Origin of the sequence: Peribacillus alkalitolerans (assembly GCF_010882125.1) — a bacterium.
Classification (GTDB): Bacteria; Bacillota; Bacilli; order Bacillales; family DSM-1321; genus Bacillus_BN; species Bacillus_BN alkalitolerans.
In genome coordinates, this window is sequence record NZ_JAAGVZ010000008.1 from 150239 (window position 1) to 175045 (window position 24807).

The 24807-nt window shown below is 37.5% G+C and carries 28 protein-coding genes; 11 read left to right on the forward strand and 17 right to left on the reverse strand.

Translation table 11 applies throughout. From position 1 onward, the window contains the following. Positions 1-61: 61 nt before the first annotated feature. The 5 genes from G3O09_RS11745 to hemE form a co-directional block, all read right to left on the reverse strand. Positions 62-2272, reverse strand: a complete 2211-nt coding sequence (locus G3O09_RS11745; protein ID WP_163101678.1) for a YhgE/Pip domain-containing protein — start codon at positions 2270-2272, stop codon at positions 62-64. A gap of 85 nt (positions 2273-2357) precedes the next feature. Then, positions 2358-2933, reverse strand: a complete 576-nt coding sequence (locus G3O09_RS11750; protein WP_163101679.1) for a TetR/AcrR family transcriptional regulator — start codon at positions 2931-2933, stop codon at positions 2358-2360. Positions 2934-3327: 394 nt separating this feature from the next. Then, positions 3328-4773: a protoporphyrinogen oxidase gene (gene hemY / locus G3O09_RS11755; RefSeq protein WP_163101680.1), complete on the reverse strand. Its 1446-nt coding sequence runs from the start codon at positions 4771-4773 to the stop codon at positions 3328-3330. A gap of 30 nt (positions 4774-4803) precedes the next feature. Further along, complete coding sequence (gene hemH / locus G3O09_RS11760; protein WP_163101681.1) at positions 4804-5739, reverse strand: ferrochelatase; 936 nt, start codon at positions 5737-5739, stop codon at positions 4804-4806. Positions 5740-5789: 50 nt separating this feature from the next. After that, positions 5790-6836, reverse strand: coding sequence for a uroporphyrinogen decarboxylase (gene hemE, locus G3O09_RS11765; protein ID WP_163101682.1), 1047 nt, complete (start codon positions 6834-6836; stop codon positions 5790-5792). Positions 6837-7107: 271 nt separating this feature from the next. Here hemE and G3O09_RS11770 point away from each other — a divergent pair, with 271 nt between their 5' ends. Further along, complete coding sequence (locus G3O09_RS11770; RefSeq protein ID WP_163101683.1) at positions 7108-7632, forward strand: antibiotic biosynthesis monooxygenase family protein; 525 nt, start codon at positions 7108-7110, stop codon at positions 7630-7632. Positions 7633-7735: 103 nt separating this feature from the next. Here the strand turns inward: G3O09_RS11770 and G3O09_RS11775 are convergent, their stop codons facing one another. The 3 genes from G3O09_RS11775 to liaF are packed head-to-tail and all read right to left on the reverse strand — an operon-like array spanning position 7736 to position 10209. Beyond that, complete coding sequence (locus G3O09_RS11775) at positions 7736-8377, reverse strand: response regulator (protein WP_163101684.1); 642 nt, start codon at positions 8375-8377, stop codon at positions 7736-7738. Continuing rightward, positions 8349-9410 carry a sensor histidine kinase gene (locus tag G3O09_RS11780; RefSeq protein WP_240338418.1) on the reverse strand — a complete coding sequence of 354 codons (1062 nt, stop codon included), beginning with the start codon at positions 9408-9410 and terminating at the stop codon, positions 8349-8351. Before G3O09_RS11780 ends, G3O09_RS11775 begins: the two co-directional genes overlap by 29 nt. 13 nt (positions 9411-9423) lie before the next feature. Further along, positions 9424-10209 carry a cell wall-active antibiotics response protein LiaF gene (gene liaF, locus G3O09_RS11785; RefSeq protein ID WP_163101685.1) on the reverse strand — a complete coding sequence of 262 codons (786 nt, stop codon included), beginning with the start codon at positions 10207-10209 and terminating at the stop codon, positions 9424-9426. 276 nt (positions 10210-10485) lie between these two features. Between liaF and G3O09_RS11790 the strand changes: the two genes are divergently transcribed. Next, positions 10486-11883, forward strand: a complete 1398-nt coding sequence (locus G3O09_RS11790) for a hypothetical protein (RefSeq protein WP_163101686.1) — start codon at positions 10486-10488, stop codon at positions 11881-11883. 48 nt (positions 11884-11931) lie between these two features. On the opposite strand, the gene G3O09_RS11795 is transcribed toward G3O09_RS11790, so the two are convergent. Beyond that, entirely contained in the window at positions 11932-12600 is a 669-nt protein-coding gene (locus G3O09_RS11795; RefSeq protein ID WP_163101687.1) for a phosphatase PAP2 family protein, read from the reverse strand. 203 nt (positions 12601-12803) lie between these two features. Here G3O09_RS11795 and G3O09_RS11800 point away from each other — a divergent pair, with 203 nt between their 5' ends. After that, entirely contained in the window at positions 12804-13979 is a 1176-nt protein-coding gene (locus G3O09_RS11800; protein ID WP_163101688.1) for a M20 family metallopeptidase, read from the forward strand. An 82-nt stretch (positions 13980-14061) separates the two neighbouring features. On the opposite strand, the gene G3O09_RS11805 is transcribed toward G3O09_RS11800, so the two are convergent. Genes G3O09_RS11805 through G3O09_RS11815 form a run of 3 tightly spaced genes read right to left on the reverse strand, consistent with a single transcriptional unit; the run spans position 14062 to position 16766 of the window. Further along, positions 14062-14775 carry an EcsC family protein gene (locus G3O09_RS11805; protein WP_163101689.1) on the reverse strand — a complete coding sequence of 238 codons (714 nt, stop codon included), beginning with the start codon at positions 14773-14775 and terminating at the stop codon, positions 14062-14064. A 55-nt stretch (positions 14776-14830) separates the two neighbouring features. After that, positions 14831-16030, reverse strand: a complete 1200-nt coding sequence (locus G3O09_RS11810; protein WP_163101690.1) for an ABC transporter permease — start codon at positions 16028-16030, stop codon at positions 14831-14833. After that, complete coding sequence (locus G3O09_RS11815) at positions 16023-16766, reverse strand: ABC transporter ATP-binding protein (RefSeq protein WP_163101691.1); 744 nt, start codon at positions 16764-16766, stop codon at positions 16023-16025. Before G3O09_RS11815 ends, G3O09_RS11810 begins: the two co-directional genes overlap by 8 nt. A 741-nt stretch (positions 16767-17507) precedes the next feature. Here G3O09_RS11815 and G3O09_RS11820 point away from each other — a divergent pair. The 3 genes from G3O09_RS11820 to G3O09_RS11830 all read left to right on the forward strand — a co-directional run bounded on the left by G3O09_RS11820 (position 17508) and on the right by G3O09_RS11830 (position 19849). Continuing rightward, the gene (locus G3O09_RS11820) at positions 17508-17927 is read left to right on the forward strand and encodes an HIT family protein (RefSeq protein WP_163101692.1); all 420 of its coding nucleotides are present in this window, start codon (positions 17508-17510) and stop codon (positions 17925-17927) included. Between the two features lie 199 nt (positions 17928-18126). Then, on the forward strand, positions 18127-19236 hold the full coding sequence (gene serC, locus G3O09_RS11825; protein ID WP_163101693.1) for a 3-phosphoserine/phosphohydroxythreonine transaminase: 1110 nt from the start codon (positions 18127-18129) through the stop codon (positions 19234-19236). Between the two features lie 91 nt (positions 19237-19327). Continuing rightward, entirely contained in the window at positions 19328-19849 is a 522-nt protein-coding gene (locus tag G3O09_RS11830; protein ID WP_163101694.1) for a tryptophan transporter, read from the forward strand. 256 nt (positions 19850-20105) lie between these two features. Here G3O09_RS11830 and yhzF read toward each other — a convergent pair whose 3' ends face one another. Then, positions 20106-20297, reverse strand: coding sequence for a membrane protein YhzF (gene yhzF / locus G3O09_RS11835; RefSeq protein WP_163101695.1), 192 nt, complete (start codon positions 20295-20297; stop codon positions 20106-20108). Positions 20298-20560: 263 nt separating this feature from the next. Here yhzF and G3O09_RS11840 point away from each other — a divergent pair, with 263 nt between their 5' ends. Together G3O09_RS11840 and G3O09_RS11845 are read left to right on the forward strand one after the other, a co-directional pair. Next, complete coding sequence (locus G3O09_RS11840; protein WP_163101696.1) at positions 20561-20950, forward strand: YtxH domain-containing protein; 390 nt, start codon at positions 20561-20563, stop codon at positions 20948-20950. 168 nt (positions 20951-21118) lie between these two features. Continuing rightward, a complete protein-coding gene (locus G3O09_RS11845; RefSeq protein ID WP_163101697.1) occupies positions 21119-21703 on the forward strand; it encodes an HTH-type transcriptional regulator Hpr in 585 nt (194 codons plus the stop codon). On the opposite strand, the gene G3O09_RS11850 is transcribed toward G3O09_RS11845, so the two are convergent. Further along, on the reverse strand, positions 21700-22047 hold the full coding sequence (locus G3O09_RS11850; RefSeq protein WP_163101698.1) for a DUF1878 family protein: 348 nt from the start codon (positions 22045-22047) through the stop codon (positions 21700-21702). The genes G3O09_RS11845 and G3O09_RS11850 overlap by 4 nt on opposite strands. Before the next feature lie 154 nt (positions 22048-22201). Here G3O09_RS11850 and G3O09_RS11855 point away from each other — a divergent pair, with 154 nt between their 5' ends. Together G3O09_RS11855 and G3O09_RS22510 are read left to right on the forward strand one after the other, a co-directional pair. Further along, entirely contained in the window at positions 22202-22744 is a 543-nt protein-coding gene (locus tag G3O09_RS11855; RefSeq protein ID WP_163101699.1) for a DUF3267 domain-containing protein, read from the forward strand. 240 nt (positions 22745-22984) lie between these two features. Next, positions 22985-23164: a hypothetical protein gene (locus G3O09_RS22510; protein WP_163101755.1), complete on the forward strand. Its 180-nt coding sequence runs from the start codon at positions 22985-22987 to the stop codon at positions 23162-23164. 83 nt (positions 23165-23247) lie between these two features. Here the strand turns inward: G3O09_RS22510 and G3O09_RS22900 are convergent, their stop codons facing one another. From G3O09_RS22900 to G3O09_RS11875, 3 genes are all read right to left on the reverse strand, one after another. Then, the gene (locus G3O09_RS22900; protein WP_163101756.1) at positions 23248-23331 is read right to left on the reverse strand and encodes a YjcZ family sporulation protein; all 84 of its coding nucleotides are present in this window, start codon (positions 23329-23331) and stop codon (positions 23248-23250) included. Between the two features lie 66 nt (positions 23332-23397). Next, positions 23398-23487: a YjcZ family sporulation protein gene (locus tag G3O09_RS11870; protein ID WP_163101700.1), complete on the reverse strand. Its 90-nt coding sequence runs from the start codon at positions 23485-23487 to the stop codon at positions 23398-23400. Between the two features lie 84 nt (positions 23488-23571). Then, a complete protein-coding gene (locus G3O09_RS11875) occupies positions 23572-23661 on the reverse strand; it encodes a YjcZ family sporulation protein (RefSeq protein ID WP_163101701.1) in 90 nt (29 codons plus the stop codon). Between the two features lie 186 nt (positions 23662-23847). Between G3O09_RS11875 and G3O09_RS11880 the strand changes: the two genes are divergently transcribed. Continuing rightward, the gene (locus G3O09_RS11880; RefSeq protein WP_163101702.1) at positions 23848-24720 is read left to right on the forward strand and encodes a peptidylprolyl isomerase; all 873 of its coding nucleotides are present in this window, start codon (positions 23848-23850) and stop codon (positions 24718-24720) included. Positions 24721-24807: the final 87 nt, after the last annotated feature.

The following is a 24807-nucleotide window of genomic DNA, read 5'->3' on the forward strand; positions in this document are numbered from 1 at the left end:
ATAGCAAAAACCAGCCGCCTAAATAGCGACTGGTTTATTTTTTGGAGTGAAAATGTTTTTCCTATTCCAAAGCAGACTCCTGATTGCTCGATGTGAAATCTGTTTTTTTATATTTTATGATGAAATAGCTTAAAGTTCCTGCCATAAAGACTACCATGAACGAGATTAAAATCCATGCATTATGCCACATTCCTTCAAATAAACCACTTGAAATAACATCCTTATATCCTTGAACAGAATATGTCATTGGCAAGAATGCATTGAACATTTGCAATTGTTTTGGGATTAATTCCAATGGGAAAGTACCCGCGCTTGTCGTTAATTGAAGTATTAAGACAATAATCGCAACGAATCTTCCTGGATCCCCCAACGTTGTCACCAAGAACTGTATCAATGCGATAAAGGACAATGATGTGATAACCGAGAACAAAATAAACAATGGAACACTTTGTACCTCAATCCCCAATCCTACTAATAGGATTCCTGCCGCAATTAAAGCTTGAATAATACCTACTCCAGCCATCACACCATATTTACTAAAGAACCAAGCAACTCCATTCTTTGGATCTACTGCCGGATCTCGTAATGGATAGACAATTGATAATAATAGTGCCCCGACAAATAATCCTAACGATAAGAAATAAGGTGCAAAACCAGTACCATAGTTCGGAACTTCCGTTACTGGTGCTTTTTCTACCTTAACTGGACCTGCCATCATATTAAAGTTCTCTTCATTCGGATTAACTGATTTGGATTTCTCGGCTGCCTCACCAAGTTTATCCTTGAATTCTTTGGAGCCCTCTTCAACTTTTGTGCTTCCATCTGTCAACTTCTCAGACCCGCTTGCCAGTTTTTCAGAACCATCCGCTAGCTGCTCGGATCCTTTCTTTAAAGAATCCATTCCACCGGAAAGTTCATTAGCTCCACTAGCCAGTTTATTGGCTCCATTATTTGCTTCCCCTAGTTTCGTACCGAAAACGCTAAAGTTATTAACATATTCGTTCTGTCCATTTTCCAATTGTGCAAGCCCTGATGAAAGTTGCCCACTACCCTCGTTCAACTTCCCAAGTCCGTCTTGTAACTGTTGTTCACCTTTGGAAAGTTCACCAATTTTTTCGTCTATCGTTGATGCTCCTGCTGATAGTTGATTAGCTGCACCTGCCAATTCTCCCGTTCCAGCTGACAGCTGGGTGCTACCCGCAAGGATTTGAGCTAACGCAGCATTCAATTCTTTTTGTTTATCAGCTGGCAATGATGCCATATAAGGCTGTAATTGCTTTTGTAGCTGAGATACACCATTATTTAAGTTATTGGCTCCAATTGACGCTTTGTTTGCTTCGTCAGCCCAACTATTAAGATTCGTGCTTAATTGATTAGCACCTGACTGGATCTGTTTAGTTCCATTAATCATAGTGTCCATCGAACTATAAGCATGTTGAATGCCTGTTGAGAGCTGTTTACTTCCATTGGATGAAGATATAAGCCCCTGTTCAATCTTCTTCGATCCATCAAACAACTTACTTTGGGCGGCGCTTAGTTGCTCCAGTCCACTAGCTAAATCAGCAGTACCTTTACCAATCTGTTTAGTACCGGTATCAATCTTGCCTACACCATTTTCAAATTCAATTTGCTTTTCTGCTAGGACCTGCAGATTTTCTTCCAATGTTTTTGTGCCATTTTTCAATTCTTTAATTCCATCGTAGAGCTTCCCAGCATTTTCACTTGCCGTACCATATCCATCTGCCATTTCTGAAACCTTATCAAACACTGACTCTGCGTATGTTTCAGTAATTTTTTCCGACAAAGAAGCTTTAATACGTTCCATTGCCGTTTCACCAATTTGGGCAGATAAGAAGTTATAGCTTTCATTTGGTACATATTTAAGTTCAAGCTTTTTTGGATGTTCATCAAGGAGTGTTGTAGCATTTTCCGAGAAGTTCTCCGGAATTTCTACTAATAAGTAGTAATCCTGATTTTTCAGTTGATAATAACCTGCATCTTTATCCACAAATCGGAAATTGAATTGCTTGGAATCTTTCAGTTTTTCCGTTAAATCTTGGCCAAGATGAAGCTGTTCACCATTGTAATCGGCACCCTTATCCTCATTTACAATTGCAACAGGTAAATCATTTAATTGTTCATAAGGATCCCAAAATGCCCACAGAAACAACCCACTATAGAGAATCGGGATAAATAATACTGCTAAAATGGGGATTAGCAGTTTTCGATTTCTTAGAATGGAACGCCACTCAGCTGAGAATGATTTATTCATTTTATCTCTTCCCCTTTCGGATTTGTCTAAATGACCAATTTGTTCAACTGGTCATTTTAGAGCTAAATATAAGGATTATCTTTTATTATTCATTAGATAATCCTTTAAAAATATATAGCTCAAATAGTTTTGCAATTTCATTTTTGTCTAACGGCTCGTGATTTTTTTCCCAATCAAAAATCATGGCAACGTACATTTTCAGCATGAGAAAAGCGGTAATCTCTGGATCACATTTTGTGATTTCCCCTTTTTCTATCGCATTCTCGACTTGGGACTTAATATAGCTGACAATTGCCTTTTCAATTTCACTTGCCATTTCAGCAACAGCTGGAGTACCTATTTCCTTTTCCTCTTGAAGAAGTTTAATGGTAAATTGGTGCTTCATCCTATACTCAAGGATCCGATACAAGGCCGCATGCACATTTTCAAAGAAAGATTTTTCAAAACTGATTACTTCTTCAGCTGCTTCTTTCATGTCAATGATCAAACTATGGACAATTTCCTTAAAGAGTTCTTCTTTATTTATAAAGAAATTATAAATAGTTCCTTTCCCTACATTGGCAAGCTTTGCCACTTGTTCCATCGTTGTCGCTTTATAACCGAACAAAGTGAATGATTTAGTAGCAGCATCCAAAATAAGCCTCTTACGGTCAGTAGCCATGTTTCCACCTCACAACAACTCAATTGACCAACTGACCAATTGAACAATTCGGTCACTTAGTACGTTACTTATACTATCATATACTATTCCTTAATACAACCAAATAATTTAGGACAGAAAATAAAGAATAATAAAAGCTACGAAAGCAAAAAAACAAATGTTCAGGAAAAAAGTAACTAAACCGTCCCGAAACTTTAGCAATCCCTCATTCTTTGTGACTAGCTGACGTTCTTTTCTATTCATACTTTTCCCCCACTTTGCGATTTTCTTTTTTTCTATCATATAACAAAAGTAGTAGGAATCGTAGAAAATCTCGCTAAAATATTAAAAATATTCTAAATATTTTTCGATAGAAAACGGCAGCCAAAAGACTGGCTGCCGTTTTGTATTTATATTATTTAGTGAGACTAGCAAATTTTCTACTTTTTAAGTAGTTTAAAACCTTTTCGACTGCATCTTCTCCTTGATCAATGCAATCAGGTAACCCTAAACCATCATAGGAACTACCAGCTGTAATGATACCTGGTAAATCATTTTCAAGTCTTTGCTTTAGAGAACTCACTCGTTGTTTGTGCCCAACCGTATATTGAGGCATAGAGTCCCTCCAACGAGATACGATAACAAAATCAGGAGATGCTGTGATATTCATCGTTTTGTTCAAGTCCTCGAGAACGATTTTTGTGATTTCTTCATCGGATAATTCCACAACTGCTTCATCCCCCGCACGCCCTACATAACATCTAAGTAATACTTTTCCTTTTGGTGTAGAATGTGGCCACTTCTTATGGGTCCACGTGCATGCGGTTATGGTATAGTCACTATTGCGTGAAACGACAAAGCCTGTTCCATCGATTTCTTGTTTGATTGCTGACTCGTCAAATGCCATTGCTACCGTAGCGACACTGGTGGCTGGCATGGACTTGAACTCTTGGAAGTAAGTAGGATTTGAAAACATGTTCATTGCCGCATGATGTGGGACTGTTACAATCACTGCATCTGCTTCAATGGTTTCTTTATTGTTAAGATCCAACTGGTATCGACCATCGTTTTGTTTTTCAATTCTCTCTACTTTTGTTCCTTTTAAGACACTTCCATTATCTAAGTGACCCTCTATCGCATCGACAAAAGATTGTAGCCCTGACTTAAAGGTTAAAAAGATACCTTTGCTCTTTTTAGTACCTGATTCCTCTTTTACCTTGGGAGAAGGTGGAGTCGCTTTTTTCATACCCAATATAAGGCTTCTATATTTCTGTTCTACTTGGTAGAACTGTGGAAACGTAGACATTAAGCTTAATTGATCGATATCACCGGCATAGATCCCTGATAAAAGTGGCTCTATCAAGTTTTCAACCACTTCATCCCCCAACCTACGTCTGAAGAAATCTCCTAATGATTGATCATTCTTTTCCTTTGACTTAGGCAGGATAAAGTCAGCAGCAGCACGCAATTTTCCAACAGGTGAAAAAAGACCTGTTGTGACAAATGGCCCAATCTGGGTTGGAATTCCCATTATGGACCCACCTGGCATTGGGTGGAGTTTATTATGAACTAGTACATACGATTTCCCTGCAGTATTATTGACAAGATTACCATCCATTCCAACTTCTTTTGCTAGACGAGATGCGCTCGTTTTCCGCTCTAAAAATGAGTCAGGTCCACGTTCAATGACGAACCCATCCTTTACTACTGTTTGGATTTTCCCACCGAGGCGTGGTGCTGCTTCAATCAGCGTCACGTCTAAAGAAAGTTGTTGTTCTCTGGCAGCCTTTTGCAAATAATAGGCAGCTGTCAGCCCAGTTATTCCTCCTCCAATTACCACTACCCTTTGTCTATTTTGCATAACTGTTTCATCGCCTTTTTTATTATTTTCTTATACTTGCTCTAATTTGTTCAAAACTACTGTTGCCATCGCGTCTACAAATAGTGAATCTGTATTAGGCATCTCTGGACGGTAATAAGAAGCTCCAATTTCATCTGTAACGACCTTACACTCATAATCATTATCAAAAAGCACTTCTAAATGATCAGCCACAAACCCAACAGGAGTGTAGACGAAAGCTTTATAACCCTTTTCTTCAAATAAATCACGAGTTAAATCCTGCACATCAGGACCTAGCCATGGTTCAGGAGTATTTCCTGCACTTTGCCAGCCTACATAATAATTTTTCACCCCAGCACCTTTAGCAATTAGATCGGCTGTTCCTTGTAGCTGATTTGGATATGGATCACCCATTTGTAGAATTTTTTCAGGTAAACTGTGGGCAGACACAATCAGCGCAGCTGAATTACGTTCTTCTTCGGACATAGATGCAAACGTGTCATTTACATGATTCACCCAATACTCAATGAATTTTGGTTCATCATACCAGCTCTCAACAAATGTAATTTTAGGACCACCAATCTCGTTTGCTTGATTTTCAGCGCGTCCATTGTAAGATTTGACACTGAAAGTTGAGAAATGTGGAGCAAGGACGATACTTACCGCTTCTTCTAATCCGTCTTCCTTCATTGCAGTAACCGCATCTTCAACGAATGGTTCAATGTGCTTTAATCCTAAATATGCCTTGAATTCAAATTTGTCTTGAATGGCATTTAAATGATCTTGTAAAGCGGTAGCTTGTTCTTGTGTAATTCTCGCAAGCGGAGAAATTCCACCAATTGCCTCATAGCGGCTTCTTAAATCTTCAAGCATCTCAGGTGATGGCTTACGTCCATGTCTAATATGCGTATAGTATCTTTCCAAATCCTCTTCTTTGTATGGAGTACCATACGCCATGACTAGCAAGCCCATTTTCTTCTTTTCCAAAGGTCATTCACCTCATAAAATGTAATCTTTGCAGATAATCCGTTTCATTATTAATTTGAAAGTTTAGAAGCTGAGTATTCATGGATAAGAGCAGTCAAACGTTTCAATGTTTCAGGATTTACTTCTGGGAATACTCCATGTCCTAGGTTAAAAATGTATCCAGGCTGCGCCATTCCTTGATCTAAGATCGCCTTCGCACGTTCTTCAATAACTTCCCAACGAGCTAACAAAATAGAAGGATCGAGGTTACCTTGAACCGTTTTAGTGATACCCATCTCACGTGCTTGAGAAATTGGTAGTCTCCAATCCAAACCAACCACATCTAGCGGTAGGTCATGCCATTCCATAGCTAAGTGGCTAGCACCTACACCAAACATAATTAAAGGAACATTTTCTTCACGTAATGCAGAGAATATTTTATTCATTACAGGTTTAATAAAGACGCGGTAATCTTCCACATTCAAAGCTCCGACCCAGCTATCAAAAATCTGGATAGCTTTAGCACCTGCTTTGATTTGCGATTTAACATACGTAATTGTTGTTTCTGCAAGTTTATCCATCAATGCGAACCATGCTTCAGGTTCAGAATACATGAATGCCTTCGTCTTGTTATAATTTCTAGACGGCCCACCTTCAATCATATATGAAGCAAGTGTAAATGGGGCACCTGCAAAACCGATTAAAGGAACAGTCAATTGTTCTTGTGTTAGTAGCTTGATTGTGTCCAATACATATGGCACATCTGTTTCAGGGTGAATTTCCCCTAGTTTATCAACGTCCGCTCTAGACCTAATTGGATTAGAAATGACTGGACCGATTCCTGATTTGATTTCCACATCAACTCCAATTGCTGGAAGTGGAGTCATGATATCTTTGTATAGAATTGCAGCATCTACCCCATATTGATCAACAGGAAGTTTAGTCACGTACGCACAAAGCTCCGGTTGATGAGTAATTTCAAATAAAGAATACTTTTCTTTGATTGCACGGTATTCTGGCTGCGAACGACCAGCTTGTCTCATATACCACACAGGAACGTAATCCGTCTTTTCGCCCCTAGCAGCTTTTAAAAATGTGTCATTAATTTTCATAGACATTAAGAATTTCCACCTTTCATGCAGTAACAAAACAGAAATTATTTCGAACACGTAACATATGATATCAATATAGCCTTTTCTACTATCGTTGTATAGATAACCTAACAGATTGTCAATAAATTGACGAACTTTCCTATATGTAACACTATGTTTATTTATACCCTAAAATCTTTCTGGTCAAGCTTAAGAAAGAATCATTGTTTATCATTCTTAAACAAGTGGTAAGGATAGATAATATGAAGTAGTCCAGACTATTGATGAGGTGAAGAAAATGTTCGTACATATTACTTCAGGAACATTCGATTTTTTACGTAAAAAGCTCGACCAACACCGTGAAGAAAACATGTATTTACTTCAAAACGCGGAAGGTACACTTTTAGTCCACGAAACAAATGATAAAAAATCCGTTTTTAGTCAACCTAGGAGTTACGAATATGTTGATGCTGTAGGTGAACTGAAACAAAAAGGATTTATTGTAATGAATAATATCCCTGTTTCAAAAGAAGGACGTCCTATCTTTGAACATCGTTTTAAGAATCGTCCTGGCCAAATTGAGAATCAACCTGGATTCTGGGCAATTCGTATTCTTCGTCCTCTTCATTCAGATACCTATATCATTCTAACACAATGGGAAAATGAAAAGTCATTCCATGAATGGCAAAATTCACAATCATTCGCGCATTCACACAGCCAAAAAGAAGGTGGCCAAGAAACCACTTCGACAACGAAGATATTCTCAGGATCATCGTATATATCAAAATATATCGTTCCTGTATTGGAAGACGAAGCATTTTAACTTCAAATGATTAAGCCCCAAAACACTTTATGGTTTTGGGGCTTGTTTATATTAATGGGAAGAACATAAACTTGATTTCGTAATGTTATTAATTCGTTCCCAATTATTTTATTTTCCGCAAGTTATTTCTATTGGCATATACCGCTGCTTGGGTACGGTCACTGACACCAAGCTTACTTAATATATTACTGACATGTGTTTTGACCGTCTTGATACCAATGAAAAGGTCATCTGAAATTTCCTGATTTGTCATTCCTTCTCCAATACATAAAAGCACGTCCATTTCACGATCTGTCAGCTGATCGTGCAGTTTCTTTTCTGAACTCCTAAGCTTCTTCATCATCACATTAGTCACCCTAGGTTCAATGACTGATTCACCCTTGTAAGCTTTCCGAATGGCTGAAAGGACGTCGAATGCAGAGGAAGTCTTTAATAAGTAACTAAAAGCCCCCGCTTCAATAGCAGGAAGAACCTCCTTTTCATCATAATAACTAGTCAAAATAATGATCTTACAACTCGGAAAAAAAGAAAGAATCTCTTTAGTCGCGTCAATGCCGGTTCCGTCTTCCATTAATAAATCCATGAGGAATATATCTGGCTTCACATTTTTAGCAATTTGGATAGCTTCTTTTCCACTCCTACCCTCACCGACCACTTCAATGTCTCGTTCTGTTTTCAAAAAGGAAAGCATTCCTTTCCGTACTAGTTCATGATCATCAACGACTGCCAATCGGATGGCTCCCATCACGTTCACCTGCTTTGAAAGGTATTTTAATTAACAAATAGGTTCCTTCATCTTGTTTTGATCGAAGTTGAAAAACCCCGCCCATTTCGTCCGTACGCTCCTTCATGGATCTTATTCCATAAGAAGCCATTCGTTCGTCAAACGGATTAAACCCGATTCCATTATCTCTGATATAGAGCTGTACAAAGCAATCACATTCACTAAGTTCCACTTGAATCTTGGTAGCTTCTGCATGTCGGATTACATTTGTGACAGCCTCTTGAACAATTCGAAAAATATGCATCTCTGCACTTTTAGAAAGATGGAATACATCATCAATGCTGACCTGGAACTGCATATTTGTTTTATCTCTCAGTTCCTTAAGCAATTTTATTATTCCATCGCTTAATGAATCTTCGGATAGTTCAATAGGTCGCAAATGAAGAAGTAATGCCCTCATCTCGCTTTGTGCTTTCATTGATATGGATGAAATCTCTTGTAACACTTGCTTAGTCTGATCAGGTTCATCATCAAAGGTTTTCAAGGTAGTGGCCGACATCATATTCAAAGCAAATAGTTGTTGGCTTACTGCATCGTGAAGCTCCCTCGCAATCCTTTGTCTTTCCTCCAAAACAGCAGCTGCTTGGGCACTTTGCGCTAACTTTGCTTTTTCTTCTGCTAATCTCTGAATGGAGCGAACATGCTCCTGAATGTAATCCGCAAGCTCATTTAGTTCTTTGAAAAGAGCCCCTAATTCATCAGAATCAAATTTAGTAATTCGTTCAGAGAGGCGACCACTCCTTAGGGTTTGGATAAAAGCATTTACCTCGCAGAGTCCCCTTTTCAAAATATATGCATTACGAATTCCAAAGTACGCCGCTAGAGACAGCAATAACCCAAGTACCAATGCAGACAGCCAGATGGCTGCAGTCAAGGAAACCACTGGTTTATGAGCTAATAATATATACATTTGAATGATAACGAAAAAGACGAGGGAACTAATCAAGGCGAACATCATATAGCTTTGAAAAAAGAATGAACGTAACCCCTTCAATTCGGCCCCCCCTTTACACCTTTTTAATACTTATCGAACCAATGTTTACATTAATCTTCAAATCCAAGCGTTGTATTGCTTCATCATATTTATCAGTTTTATATGAATATCCCTCACCTTTTGCTTGAGCGATTGTATGGTTAAAAATATCAAGATTACCTATTTTCACATTTGCCTCTATACGTACAGGTAAATTTTCAGGTATGACGATGTTTACATTTCCAATCCAGCCCTCAATAGAAATAGGAATTTCTCGGTCGGGGATAAAAGCCTTCGTTATGTCAATGTGATAATCCCCAATCATCTTATACAGCCGCATCGGTTCTAATGACCAATTTGAATCAACCATCTCGACAGATCCAATTGAGAACCCTTTAATTGGTTCAATATCTCCTTTCCTCCTGACTCTTGAGTCAAAAGGATTTTTTTTATCAAATGAAATCCTTGCTCTAAATCCCCGTTTAGTAATCAGCATCTTCAATGCAATGAAAATAATCAAAAGAGGCCATAAATCTAAGAACATACCCGATGAAAATTCTACTAAACCTAAAATACTGCAAGACAGTAAAGCAAAATATACCGTTAAATAAAAGCTTACTAACATCCTGATTCCAAATGGGTTTTTAAAACTTCCAATAAACCATAATCCGACAACCACTAATGCTAGAAAAGGAAAATACTCGACAAAAATCTGTTTTATTTCCAAGGAAATGACATTAACATTTACCAATAAAAGAAGCATTCCAATCCCAAATAAAAGAATTGCAATTACGACCTGCTTCATTGTCTGTTCCTTCAAAGACAGCCTCTCCTTCCATTAGTAGTATGATTCTACTAATCTCACATATTTCCTCTTTATATCATAGTAAAGACAAGATTTCTTTGAAACGTATCTAAGGCTTGTTCCTTATCCGTCTAGAGTCTGATTTGTACACACTAAAAATGTTTCGCAAACGAAACACCATTATCTTTTCCCTTTCATATTGTGTAGATAAGAATTTAGGGCATTTGCCTCTGTTTAGTTGGCAAATCTCCATTCTTTTAACTTTCTTATCTTCTGAAAGGGGGAACATTAATGGGAATTGAACTAACAGCTCTTCATTGGATTTATGTTTTGTTCATCGTGTTAATCATCGGGTTTATGGTGATGAGAAGAGATACTTCCTTAATATGTATTGCCGGGATTTTCACATTAGCAATCGTTGCGACTGGAAGTTTATCAGGCTCCATCAGCGGGATTTTTAATAGTTTTATATATGCAATTACTGAGCTACTTCCTACCATCCTTGTCATTTCTATTATCGTCGCTATGAGTCGAGTGTTGACTAAAACAGGAATAAACGATGTGATGATTTCACCATTTGCTAAGTTAATTCGTTCACCAGGATTAGCCTACTGGACAATTGGTATATTAATGATGATTATCTCTTGGTTTTTCTGGCCTTCTCCAGCGGTCGCTCTTCTTGGGGCTGTTTTGCTTCCAGTTGCGATTCGTGTTGGCTTACCAGCACTAGGAGTAGCAATGGCCATGAACCTGTTCGGTCACGGCATTGCGCTTTCTGGGGATTTCATTATTCAGGCAGCACCTAAATTAACTTCAGACGCAGCAGGCCTTCCAGTCGGTGAAGTAGTGGCTGCAAGCGTCCCACTTGTTTTCGTCATGGGTCTAGTTACCACTGTATGCGCTTTCTTTTTCTTAAAAAGAGATATGCGATTGAAGCGTCTTACTGCTGATAGCAGTGTGATCGAAGATTCTTCGGATATCGTAAAAGCAGATGAAAGCCTATTAACGAAATCGCAACGCAGATTGTTTGCCATCCTCATTCCAATCGCTTTTGCTTTGGATGTTGTTGCAATGTCTATATTGAAACTACAAGGTGGAGACGCTACAGCACTTATCGGTGGAACGTCTATTTTCATTCTCATTATCCTGTCTTTAATGGCTCATAAAAATAAAGGGTTAGAGCAAACCACCACTTATTTAATTGATGGATTTCAATTTGGGTTTAAAGTGTTCGGGCCAGTCATTCCCATCGCAGCATTCTTCTATCTTGGAGATTCAGGTTTCATAAAAATATTAGGGGAACACCTTCCACAAGCCTCGCATGGAATCGTCAACGATTTAGGTGTCGCCCTCGCCCATTCTGTACCTTTAAGCAAGGAAATGGCAGCGATTGTTCTCACTTCATTAGGCGCAATAACTGGCCTCGATGGTTCGGGTTTCTCGGGGATTTCATTAGCTGGTTCTGTTGCTAACCTGTTTGCTACAGCCATAGGAGCAGGCGCTGCCACATTGACCGCTCTTGGTCAAATTTCAGCAATTTGGGTAGGTGGTGGGACATTAGTGCCATGGGCATTGATACCAGCTGCCGCCATCTGTAAAGTGGACCCTTTTGAACTGGCTCGAAGAAATCTTCTGCCGGTAACAATTGGACTTTTCGTCACAACCATAGTTGCGATGTTCTTGATGTAAAATAAAAAAACTCGAGCATACTTCAGTAGCATGTTCGAGTTTTTCAATTTATATTTGTTTTTCCTTACTCATAAATTTATATAGTTCTTTGTAAACCTTTAAAACACTTAGTACATACAAGCAACCAATTGCATAGCCTGCCAATACATCTGATGGGTAATGTGCACTTAACACAACTCTGCTTAATCCAACGATTAAGATCATCAACGATGCCCAAATCCAGATTGCCGCTTTCCAATTCTTTGATTTTATATACATAGTAGTAAAGTAAGCCACTACCACATAAAAAACAAATCCAACCATCGCGTGACCACTAGGGAAACTATAACCTAGAGCATCTATAGAAGCATCAATGAGAGGACGCTCTCTCTCTACAAGTTTTTTTATTGCTTTATTTAGTTGATCCCCACCTGCCACTGCTAAAACAACCATAGCCATTGCTACATAATTTTGTTTTTTAAACCATAGGAAAGCCAATAAAACTAATGTACCTGAGCCAATCACTATTTTCGAACCAAATTCGGTCATGGAATGGAAAAACTCCTTACCTACACCAACATTCCATGCTTGGAAATAAGATTGGACCGATGCTTCCCAGCCAAAATCGACTCCAGACCTAACGCCTGTAAACAAATAAAAAAATAATGCAGCTGACAAAATTAATAATATTGAATAAACGTATGTAAAAGTTGTTTTTTGCTCAACGTGCTGATTCATAATGCTCCCCCTTCTTTCCAATACTTGAATGATACAATTCCAATTCATTCTAGACAACCATAATTTTCCCACTTATATAGCTTACCCAATATAAATTAAATCGAAATAAAAACATTGATAGAAGAGTCAGTAAGAAAGCAATCATGATATAATTGTAAATAGAATATTTTTACTATTACATAAATTCAACAGGGGGAGATTCAATGTTACAAAAAGTGCATTCACTTCTTGACTCATCATATGAGGAAATGGTTTCAATTCGAAGGTACTTACATCAACATCCGGAGCTTTCTTTTAAAGAGTATAAAACGGCAAAATATATTACCGATTTTTATCACAACCTTGGTGTCGACGTTAGAGAAAATGTGGGTGGAAATGGAGTTGTAGCAAGGATAAAAGGCGGCAAACCTGGAAAGACCGTCGCTCTCCGTGCTGATTTTGATGCTCTACCGATCCAAGATGAAAAAGATGTCCCATATAAATCGACAGTTCCCGGCGTAATGCATGCTTGTGGTCATGATGGACATACATCTACATTGCTTATGTTAGCGAAAGCGATACATACATTAAAAGAAGACTTGGAAGGAGAGTATGTGTTTATCCATCAGCATGCAGAGGAGTATTCCCCAGGCGGAGCAAAGCCGATGATAGATGATGGATGTTTAGAAGGCGTCGATGTGATTTTCGGTACTCACTTATGGTCTTTAACCCCAACAGGTACGATTGAATATAAAGTTGGCCCCGTTATGGCAGCAGCTGATCGATTTACGATTAAACTTCAAGGACAAGGAGGTCATGGCGCCCAACCACATAAAACGAAAGATGCGATTGTTGCAGCATCCCAGCTCGTGATTCATTTACAACAAATTGTTAGCCGTAGAGTCAATCCAATCGATTCCGCTGTAGTATCAATTGGTTCGTTTGTAGCCGACAATGCATTTAATGTCATTGCTGATCGAGCGACATTAATTGGTACTGTTCGTACCTTTAATAAGGATGTACGAAAGGCTATCGAAATTGAAATCGAAAAAATCCTAAAAGGAATCTGTTTAGCGAACGATTGCACGTATGAGTATGACTACTCCTACGGCTACCCTGCTGTAGTCAATCACCTGGAAGAAACAGAATTTATAGTATCGTGTGCAGAAAAAGTAAAAGAAGTAAAAAATATCGTTGAAGCAGAAGCCCATATGGGTGGAGAAGATTTTGCTTATTATCTACAAAACGTTAAAGGTACCTTCTTCTTCACAGGAGCTAAACCTGAAGGGGTGGAAAAACCATACCCACACCACCATCCACGTTTTGATATTGATGAAAAAGCAATGCTGATTGCGGCGAAAACTCTTGCTACTGCCGCGATTACTAGTCACTCAAAATAATGACCAAAAAAGCCGAACCACGATTGGTTCGGCTTTTTATTAAGTCACGGATAAATTGTCTATCCCTTATGTTTACTGCTCTCTATTGACTCAACCTTCTCATCCGATAGCAATTCATAGTAGTTTCTCCTAGTTGTTGTAGCAATTGATAGTTGGCATAGGCACCAACTGCCGCTCCAATCACCGGAACAAGCTGAAAGAACTTTACAACATCGATGTAGTCTCGATACTCTTGTTGGAATTGACGCCAATCCATGTTCGAAACTTCCTCTTTCTTCTCCTCCCAATTTTCAATAATATCTAGAACTTCTCTTCTTCTTTCATCGCTGGAAAAAGCCAATTGGAAGACATAAAGGATAAAGACACGCTCTTCCATATTCTTTGTATCAAACCCATAGATGCTCGCTGCCTCGAATAGGAATTTCATTTTAATTGAAAGGAGCAGTGGAAAATCTGCCAATCCCAATAATATTCCACCAGCACCCGTTCCAGCCCCTTCAATCATGGCTGTCTTTCGAAATGTGCTTACTTTCTCTAGCAACAATTTATCCATTTCTTCAAGTGAAAGGAATTCGACATCTTTCTTTTTCGTTGTATAGGTGGCACCAGTCAAAGTGGTTTTGACCATTCCTTTAATTGCTTCAGTCACTATTTGATGGGCCTTCTCAGGAATGACTGCATTCACTTTATTTTGAACCTGCTTGGAAAATCGATGGATCATGCCTGATTTTTTATAAAATTGATTCTTCCAAATGGTCAATTCTTGCATAACTATTTGATTATATGAATGTGCCATAACATTTCACTCCTCTACTACTCATTACGGATGTGGAGTAAAATAGGTTTCATTTCTATAATTTCCGCTTCATATACAATGAAAAAATGAAGACAAAAACAATACATCCACCCAATAGGATTAGAGCTGGCATAATCCCGAAAGAAATGCTTGCAACCAATGCCAAAATTAGTCCCTGTATAACTAAACTGATAGTTAATAGCTCAGAGATACCATTCATGATTTTCTTTTGTTGTAATGGATATAATTGAAGCCATATTTTCGTATCATGATGCTTGCTGATTGTAAGTAATTGAAACCCAGTTAAATACTGAAAAAGTATGACCGCCAATAATTTTGCCCAGATTGCTGGGAAAGCAGCCATCACCAATCCGCCAATTACCGTCAATCTTAACCACAGTCCTGCGTAATCATTCGAACGTAGCAAAGTCCTCGCAAACAAATATTTATAAGTCGATTCATGTTTGGAAGGAATAAATGAAAGCACCCAATCAAGCCATCTGCGACGTGAAACTTTATTCCTTAGTTTCGGTACGTCTGTAAACATATTGGCAATTTGATAAAATCTCATCATCCTTTTGTTTTCTAACTCGATGATCCTTTCCCATTTCAAAAGTTTCACCTTGCCCATTTTTTCATAAGCTAACCATAAACCACCAATGATGATGCACATGACTAAAAGCAGATAATATGGGGCTTTTGTGACTAGGAAAAGTATAAATACACCATTCACTGTAAAGCGAATGATCCAATCTTGATACAAGGTCGATTTATATTGGAACTTTAGGATGTTCCATCTCATCTTCATATTGATGAACGTAAGAATGAAGATGAGTACGAATAGGTATAGAAAATCACCAAACCTTCCGTTCAACACTTGTACATACATTGGCATGAGAGCCGCTAAAATCAGGATTGATACATATGAATTTAAGATAAGGCTTGCTGTTATACTTTTTTGGAAATATGCCTTTAATTCTTTTTCTAATGGAAGCAAGAAGATCATATCAGGTTCACGCAAAAAAGTATGGATGGGACTTGTTGTAATTACCAATGCAAGAAGAAAAGACATAATCCATTCTGCTGGGAAGCCCGGCCCCAATGTAGCTACCCATTCGCTATAATAGTAAGCAAGTCCTCCCATCCCAATCAACAACACAAACACAAGGTGTCCATTAAATATATATCGAAGGTATTTCATTAATTCCTTCGTATAATTCTGAAATCGTTCCTTCCAGATCCTTCTGCTAATCATTTTCATTTTCTTCCTTCGTTAGCTCTATATATAAATCGTCCAGGCTAGCTGAAGGCATCCCGAATTGTTCACGTAGTTCGGATAATGTTCCTTTTGCCCTCACTTCCCCGTTATGGAGAATGATAATGCTATCGCAATATTTTTCTGCAGTCGCCAGAATATGGGTAGACATTAATATCCCTGCACCATTTTCCTTCATTTTTTTCATTAGATCCAATAAAGATTGAATTCCTAAAGGATCCAACCCAACAAACGGCTCATCCACGATATATAAAGAGGGTTGGACTAAAAACGCACACATGATCATTACCTTTTGTTTCATCCCTTTAGAAAAATGGGCAGGAAACCACGTTAGCCTTTTTTCCATTCTAAATTCTTTCAGTAAAACTGCCTTACGCTCTTTATAAGTCTGTTCATCCAAATTGTAAGCCATTGCTGTCAAATTCAGATGTTCATCTAACGTTAATTCATCATATAAAATAGGCGTTTCAGGTACGAAGGTGAATTCCCGTCTGTATTCTTCAATATGTTCATGGGCTGATTTCCCATTTATTTTCACTTCTCCCCCCTTAGGCTCCATTAGTCCAATAATATGTTTAATTGTCGTACTTTTTCCTGCTCCATTTAAACCAATTAAACCGACTAATTCTCCAGCTTTTACGTCGAAACTGATCCCTTTTAACACAGGTGTTTTCGTATACCCACCCGTTAGATTATGTATTTGTAGAAGTGACATAAATTCATTCCTTTCCAAATGATATTGGTTCCTTTAGTTTATCAGACATAAACGAAATTTTCATATCAGTAAAATTACCATAAAAAACCATAGTTTATTTTTCAAAGAAGCGGACATCATAATTAAGGAGGAAGCGATGAACCAGCGCAATGGCTTAAGAAGTTCCAGTATAGGATTTCAACCATTGAAATGAGGTGTCTGTTAAAGACATTGAAGCCGACTTATAAACCTATTTTATTTTCCAAAAACGCAAGGGGATGATGAGCTTGCATGGAAAAAACGTTCATTCGTAAGTTTGAGGATCACCTTCAACTAATTTAAATAAACTCTCAAATGAGGTGTTTGTTAAATACATCTACTATTTTATACGTTGATAAACTTATAAAACATAGGGGATGGTTACTTTGAACGATAAAAAGGATACTCTAAATCACACATAAATCATTTTACATTATAAATGAGGTGTTGATCGCAGAGAGATTAGTCTAAGCGTATGCTGACATTGCTTCCTCAAGGGGGGCAGGATGCACAAGTCGTTGCATTCTGCCCTTTTATTTTACTTTAAGAAAACATAAATTGGCAGCAAAGAAGTAAGTCGACGTCGTGGCCAATTTTAGTATAAGTGCAACTAGGCAATCGCAAGCAGCTGGGCTTGGCCTAGCCAAGTTTTCTAATGTTTTCTTTTCCTCATTTGTGAAAAGTGGTAAAATTAGGGCAAACTTTTTCGAGGAGGACTATGTAATGAGCGATTGCATCTTTTGTAAAATTGTTGCTGGTGAAATACCTGCTGCAAAGGTTTTTGAAAACAAACACGTAATGGCTTTTCTTGATATTAGCCAAGTCACAAAAGGACATACTCTAGTTATACCAAAGGTACATAAAGAAAACGTGTTTGAACTGACTCCAGAAATAGCAAAACAAATTTTCGAAGTAGTTCCTCAAATTGCAAATGCCATAAATACGGAATTCCAACCGATTGGCATGAACCTTTTAAACAACAATGGCGAAAAAGCTGGCCAATCCGTTTTCCATTATCATTTGCATCTACTTCCTCGATATGGTGATCATGATGGCTTCGGTGCTGTATGGAAAACACATACAAGCGAATACACACCACAAGATTTGAAAAATATTGCTGACTCTATCGGAAAACATATTTAATTCTGCAAAAACTTCGATTTCCCATCGAAGTTTTTTTTCTTGCGAAAGTCTATAAGTAGCTATTCATAGGGGGAGATGGCAACAAGCAAATCCTGACGATAGCTAAGTACTCAAATTTTTCTAACAACACCTCCTCATTTTCTGTTAATATTATGGAAACGTTTTGCTTTAATGCACAAAAGTGGAGGAGGACAAATGTATGAATAGAGCGTACAATTTCAATGCCGGACCAGCAGCATTACCTTTTGAAGTGCTGCAAAAAGCGAACAAAGAATGGCTGGATATCTTCAATTCAGGCATGAGTGTCATGGAGTTGAGCCACAGAAGTAAAGAATATGATGCCATTCATAACAAAGCACACGACCTATTACGGGAATTATTGAATATACCAGATACATATGACATTTTATTCCTTCAAGGCGGTGCTAGCCTTCAATTTACCATGATTCCGATGAACCTTTTATCGGAAGGTAAATCGGCATCTTATGTATTATCAGGTGTCTGGGCTGATAAAGCCTTTCACGAAGCAAAAAAGCTCGGAAATGTAATGGTTGCTGCTTCGTCAAAAGAACAGGGTTATTCCCATATCCCTCTCGTACATAGCATTGATTCACCAGAAGATGTTGCATATGTGCATGTTACTTCCAACAATACCATCTATGGTACTCAGTGGAAAATTTTTCCTGACACTGGTGATATTCCACTCATAGCCGATATGTCAAGCGACATCCTAAGCAAACCATTGGATATTACTAAATTCGGGCTAATTTATGCAGGTGCCCAGAAGAATCTTGGACCCTCAGGAGTTACAGTCGTGATTATCAGAAAGGATCTAATTAAGACAGATTTAAATCATATCCCAACGATGCTCCAGTATAAAACACATGCAGATAACCATTCACTGTATAATACGCCTCCTACATTATCTATTTACCTCCTTTCACTCGTATTAGAGTGGGTCAAAAATCAAGGTGGGGTCGAGGCCATTGAAAAATTGAACGAACAAAAGGCAGCATTGATATATTCGACCATTGATGAAAGTGAAGGATTCTATCAGGGTCATGCCAAAGCTGATAGTCGTTCTTTCATGAATGTGACATTTACTCTTCCGAATGAAACACTTACTAAGAAATTTCTTGAAGAAGCGAAAAAGTCTGGTTTTATCGGTCTAGAAGGACATCGTTCAATTGGAGGGTGCAGAGCATCAATTTACAATGCAGTACCGCTTACGCATTGCGAAAAACTTGCCAATTTTATGGTAAATTTTAAGAAAGAAAACTTTTCCCTACTCATTTCACATGAGGTGTAATATAATAATGATAAGTTTTTCGCAACAGGCATAGAGAGCACTGTTGGAGAAACAAAATAGTTAGCTAGATTAGTTGAGGAGAGATGAGAAAATGAATACGAAAACTTTGGTATCCCTATCCCTATTGGTGGGTATAGGAGCCGCACTACACACGATTGTCCCAGGTTTCTTCCTTGGAATGAAACCAGACATGATGCTTACAATGATGTTTTTGGGGATCATTTTGTTTCCCGAGAAGAAAAACGTCCTGTTACTTGGAATTGTCACTGGTTTGATTTCCGCCATAACGACAACTTTCCCTGGTGGTTTCCTTCCTAATATCATTGATAAATTTTTGACAGCCTTTTTATTCCTTGGATTATTACTCGTTATAAATAAACTACAAAAATCCATTTTTACAGTTGGCTTGTTAACAGCAATCGGTACTATCATTTCAGGTGTCATTTTCCTCGGATCTGCATTTGCACTTGTAGGATTACCAGGACCATTCGTAGGTTTGTTCGCTGCAGTCGTTCTTCCAGCCGCGGCAGTCAATACTATTACGATGATTGTAATCTATCCAATTGTAAAAGGAATCGTTAACAAAACGAAAATTGCTACAGTCCATTCATAATAAAGTTCTAGCCCTTGGCTCCTTGCCAAGGGCTTTTTGATTTACTTAATTGTAGGCTCTGTTAATCTAGCCTGTTGATTGCAGCGAGACGCGCTCACATTCCGCGGGCGGTTCGGGAGCCTTTTTCCCGCAGCACTTTGAACTAGCATCCTGAATATACCGCACGAAGGAAATGCGAATACATTTTCGAGAAGTCTCGCTCCATCAACTCGAATCTACAGAGTAGAAAATCAACAATAGCCTAAAAGTGAGTTCTTCATGCAACTTTCCTAAAAAACATAGCAAGTAATAATGCTATACCCCCAGCTACACACAGCAAAGCCGCTTTTCTCCTGATCAATTGTTTGGGAGGATAAACTCCTGCATTTAAGGATTGTAAGAAGGTGACAATTGAGCCTGTTAGCATTGCAGCACCAAGAAAGAATAAAAATAAGTAAAACTTCTCCATTTCCCCGTCCCTTCTTTCTTATCTCATTCCTACATAATTATGCTCTAGGAATAAAATTATGATTTAGCCTACAGATACTATATTTATATAATGTAAGGATAGGTAAAGAATGTTTAATTTTCCTTAAATGTGATATACAAGTATAACAAGAGAACAAATAAATTATCGAAGCTGACTACTGTAAAAAAGTTTCTATAGAAAAAAAGGATTTTTTACACTTTTGTAGAAAAATGTAGAACAGCTAAAAATCGAGGAGGATCATAATGAAGGCAAAATCTCTATTTCTTGGCTTTTTAACTGGGGCAGTGGTGGCTGGAGTAAGCACTCTCATGTACACTCCAGCATCGGGTAAGGATTTACGAATTCGTATCAAAGAAAATAAGGACGAAATTAATGATATTCTATTAGAAATTAAACAAAGAATCTTGGATATGAAGGATGAAACAGTCCATGCCTCTAAGGTAAGTAAAGATACCATCAAATTATTTATTTCTGATGTAAAGGTGCTAATCCAAACTTGGAAAGAAAGTATAGAACCACATAAAGATGAAATTCAATATCGTATTAAAGAAATTGAAAATGCTTTAGGTGAACTTGAATACATTGTATCCGCACCATCTGAAAATGAAATGGAAAAAGGGCAAACCAACTAACAAAAAAAGGGGGGATTTTCCTTCCCTCCTCTCAACATATCCTATATTTTAATAGCAAATAAAAAAAACATTAAAATTTCTAAAAATTTCGTTAATTTTTTCTTTATTATTTAATACTTTATTGTCATAATAAATAATAAAGACTCCTAAAAGTAGGTGAGTATTAATATGCATGAAAAACATTATTCTATGAAAGAAGCCATGCTATTTAGTCAACGCGTTGCACAACTTAGCAAGGCTTTATGGAAATCGATTGAAAAAGATTGGCAGCAATGGATTAAACCCTACGATTTAAACATAAATGAGCACCATATTCTTTGGATTGCTTATCATTTGAACGGAGCATCTATTTCTGACGTGGCTAAGTTCGGTGTGATGCACGTTTCAACAGCTTTCAATTTCTCTAAGAAACTAGAAGAAAGAGGGTTATTGAAGTTCTCAAAAAAAGAAAATGACAAGCGAAATACTTACATCCAGATCACATCTGAAGGTGAAGAAATTCTTCTTCAATTAATGGAATCCTACGAACCTAACAAGAACGCTGTCTTTACAGGTGCCCTTCCATTACATGAATTATATGGTCGTTTTCCTGATATGATTGAGATGATGGCAATAATCCGGAATATTTATGGCGAGGACTTCATGAAGATTTTTGAGAAATCGTTTGCAAACATCGATAAAGAATTTGAAGAAAAGAACGGAAAACTATCCAAGATTGACCCTGAAAAAGAAGTTGAGACTGTTAAGGGCTAAACAAACTTTGAATGGAATTCATTCATGACTTCTGTGTAAACTCCTTGTTTCCTACAGGCCTCAACCAGTTCTTTTATAGTTATTTTAGAGTTCATTTTATTATTCAGTTCTTGCAGAAGCGGATTAAAATTTAAAAAACCCTCCGCTTTTTGTTTTTTGTATTCTTTGCTCACGTTTTCACATAATTCCAAAAGTTCCTCTGCTTCCTGTTTGGATAAATTCTTTTTAATAATTAATACATAAAGCTGGTCCTTTACATCCCCTAACATCATCAACATTAACTGTTGATGAAACTGCAATGTTTCGACCTTTTCGTAAAGCTTTTCCAAATTGGAATCCTTCATCTTTAAACTCCTTTTTCCAACTAAAAGATGATTTCCATTTCACTCAAAAAAACATGGCTAGTAATCAAATTTTGTTATTGATTTTTTGCTTCAATCATAATAAAGTATGTAAGTGATTTTTAAATTTTTGCCTTTTGGAGGCTGTAAACAACTTATGAATTGCTGGAAATCCATTAATCTCTCAAAACAATATGGCTTACCTAAGATTATGATTTTATCATTATTAACAATGCTTTTATCATTTGCAGTCATATACACTTTTTTGAGTGTGGGAATAAACCCAGAAAAATTGAATGACGATCGTTATGTTTGGTTATTCCTTGGCATATTGATTATATACCCACTTCATAAACTGTTGCACTATTTACCATTGATGAAAAATCTCGATAAGGTTAAATGGTATATGGGACCGTATAAGTATTTCCCAATTTTTTCTATCCGAGTAACTGAACCTATCCATAAAAATTTATTTATTTTGGCACTAATATCTCCATTTATTATTATTACAGCCTGTCTATCCGCTGGAGCTTTGCTTTTTGAACATTATGCCCATTATTTTACGATTTTATTGTCCCTCCATATGGGCTTATGTGTTTCAGACTTTATCAGCATAAAAAACATCTTAGGCTCACCTAACAGATGCTTCATAGAAGAAAATGAAAATGGATATGAAATCCTTGTCTCAAATTATAAATAAGAAGTAACTGCAAGCATTCGTTTGGGTGCTTGTTTTTTCATCCATTCCATACCCAAACCCCTTTTGAAACACAGGTGTAATAAATAACTTGTCCCTTTTTAATCTTATAAACTTTCGGACTATCTTTTTTACAGATAATTTGATATCGTAATTGTACAGAATTCTTCGTAAAAATATGGTTTAATTAATAAACCCTATAGAAATTAGGTTTAAGGAGGGAATGCAAACGTGTTCTCACTTCTGTCTTTATTATTCATTCTCTTCGCGGCAGTTATACTTTTCAACATTAACAATTTGACTAATAGCCTCTGCCAACAAAAAGAAATACCAGAAGAAAAGCAACCAGGAATTTTCCGCACCATCAATATATTGATAACTATTTTGCTTCTTTCTTCATACGTCGAAATATCTTTTACATAATCTATGTAGAAAAGGTGAAGTCTTTGCTTCACCTTTTTGTGTGTACTGCAATCGGATCATCCTTTTACACGTACTCATTTATATTATAGCCATGCAGCTCCGATGATGATCAAAAGAATGAACAACACCACTACTAATGCAAAGCCTCCACTGTGTCCACCTGACATTCCATTTCCTCCTTACATAATGTTCTACCTATATAGAACTACCCGAACGTTTTTCGTTCAGACATTTTAGCAGCACCATGATGCACCTACTATTATCAATAAGATGAACAATACAACGATTAAAGCGAATCCGCTTTGGTGGTGGCCCTGACCCATTGTAACACCTCCTTTTTAAGTGTTACCTTATCTTATTCAATCTACATTCAATAAGAGTAGGCTCCTATCCCAAATGCGAAGAAATTAGCAGATGAAGGCAGCACCTACGATAATTAACAAAATGAACAATACAACTACCAACGCAAATCCATTATGGTGAAAGCTTTGGCTCATTTTTCATACCTCCTTTTTACTCTTCGAAGTATCATATGTAAAAGAAGGCAAAAGGAATAGGCAAATAGCCCAGTTTTGGTGAAATTTCCTAGTTGTCCACCCTAATTTTTTGCCATCATCCCTTTTTGTGTTATAGTAGGTGATATGGTTTTTAATAAAGAATATTCTTACGGGAGTTGTTAACACATGAAAAAGTGGGCTTTATCCCTGGCATTAACTGCTAGCATCGTAGGTTTGACGGCTTGTAATAACGCAGATAGTGGAAATTCTGAAGTAGTTGTTAAAACTAAAGCAGGGGAAATTTCACAGGATGAATTATATCAAGCACTGAAAGAACGTTATGGTAATCAAGTTCTTCAAGAGCTTGTGTATGAAAAAGTCCTATCTGATAAATACAAAGTGACAGATAAGGAACTTAACGAAAAAGTGGACAAGCTGAAGAAAGACCTTGGCGATAACTTCGAAATGGCTCTAGCACAATATGGCTATAAAAACGAAGAAGATTTAAAAAGATCCTTTAAGATTGGCATGCTTCAAGAAAAAGCTGCTATCAAGGACATCAAAGTTACTGAAAAAGAAATGAAAGAGTATTACGAAAACATCAAGCCAGAGATTCATGCTCGCCATATTTTAGTGGATGATGAAAAAACAGCACAAGAAGTGAAGAAAAAGCTTGATACTGGTGCTAAATTTGAAGATCTTGCTAAAGAATATTCCAAAGATCCAGGTTCAGCTGAAAAAGGTGGAGACCTAGGTTGGTTTGGTACAGGTACAATGGTTGCACCATTTGAAACAGCTGCATATGCTCTAGAGAAAAATGAGATTAGTGATGTAGTGAAAACAGAACATGGTTTCCACATCATCCAACTTCTTGATAAAAAAGAAAAGAAATCTTTCGAAGACATGAAGAAAGAAATCGAATATGAAATTAAGATTTCCAAATTAGACAGCGAAAAAGTCCAAAAAGTGATGGACCTAGAATTGAAAGATGCTGACGTTGAGATTAAAGATAAAGATTTGAAAGATGCATTAAAGGCTCCTGCAGCGGATGCTCAATAAGTAGAAAAGCAGAAGCGCCTCGTTTAAAGGAACGTCAGCTAAGGACCGCCACGTCCTATGGCATGGTCGACACTAGGACGTCCTGTG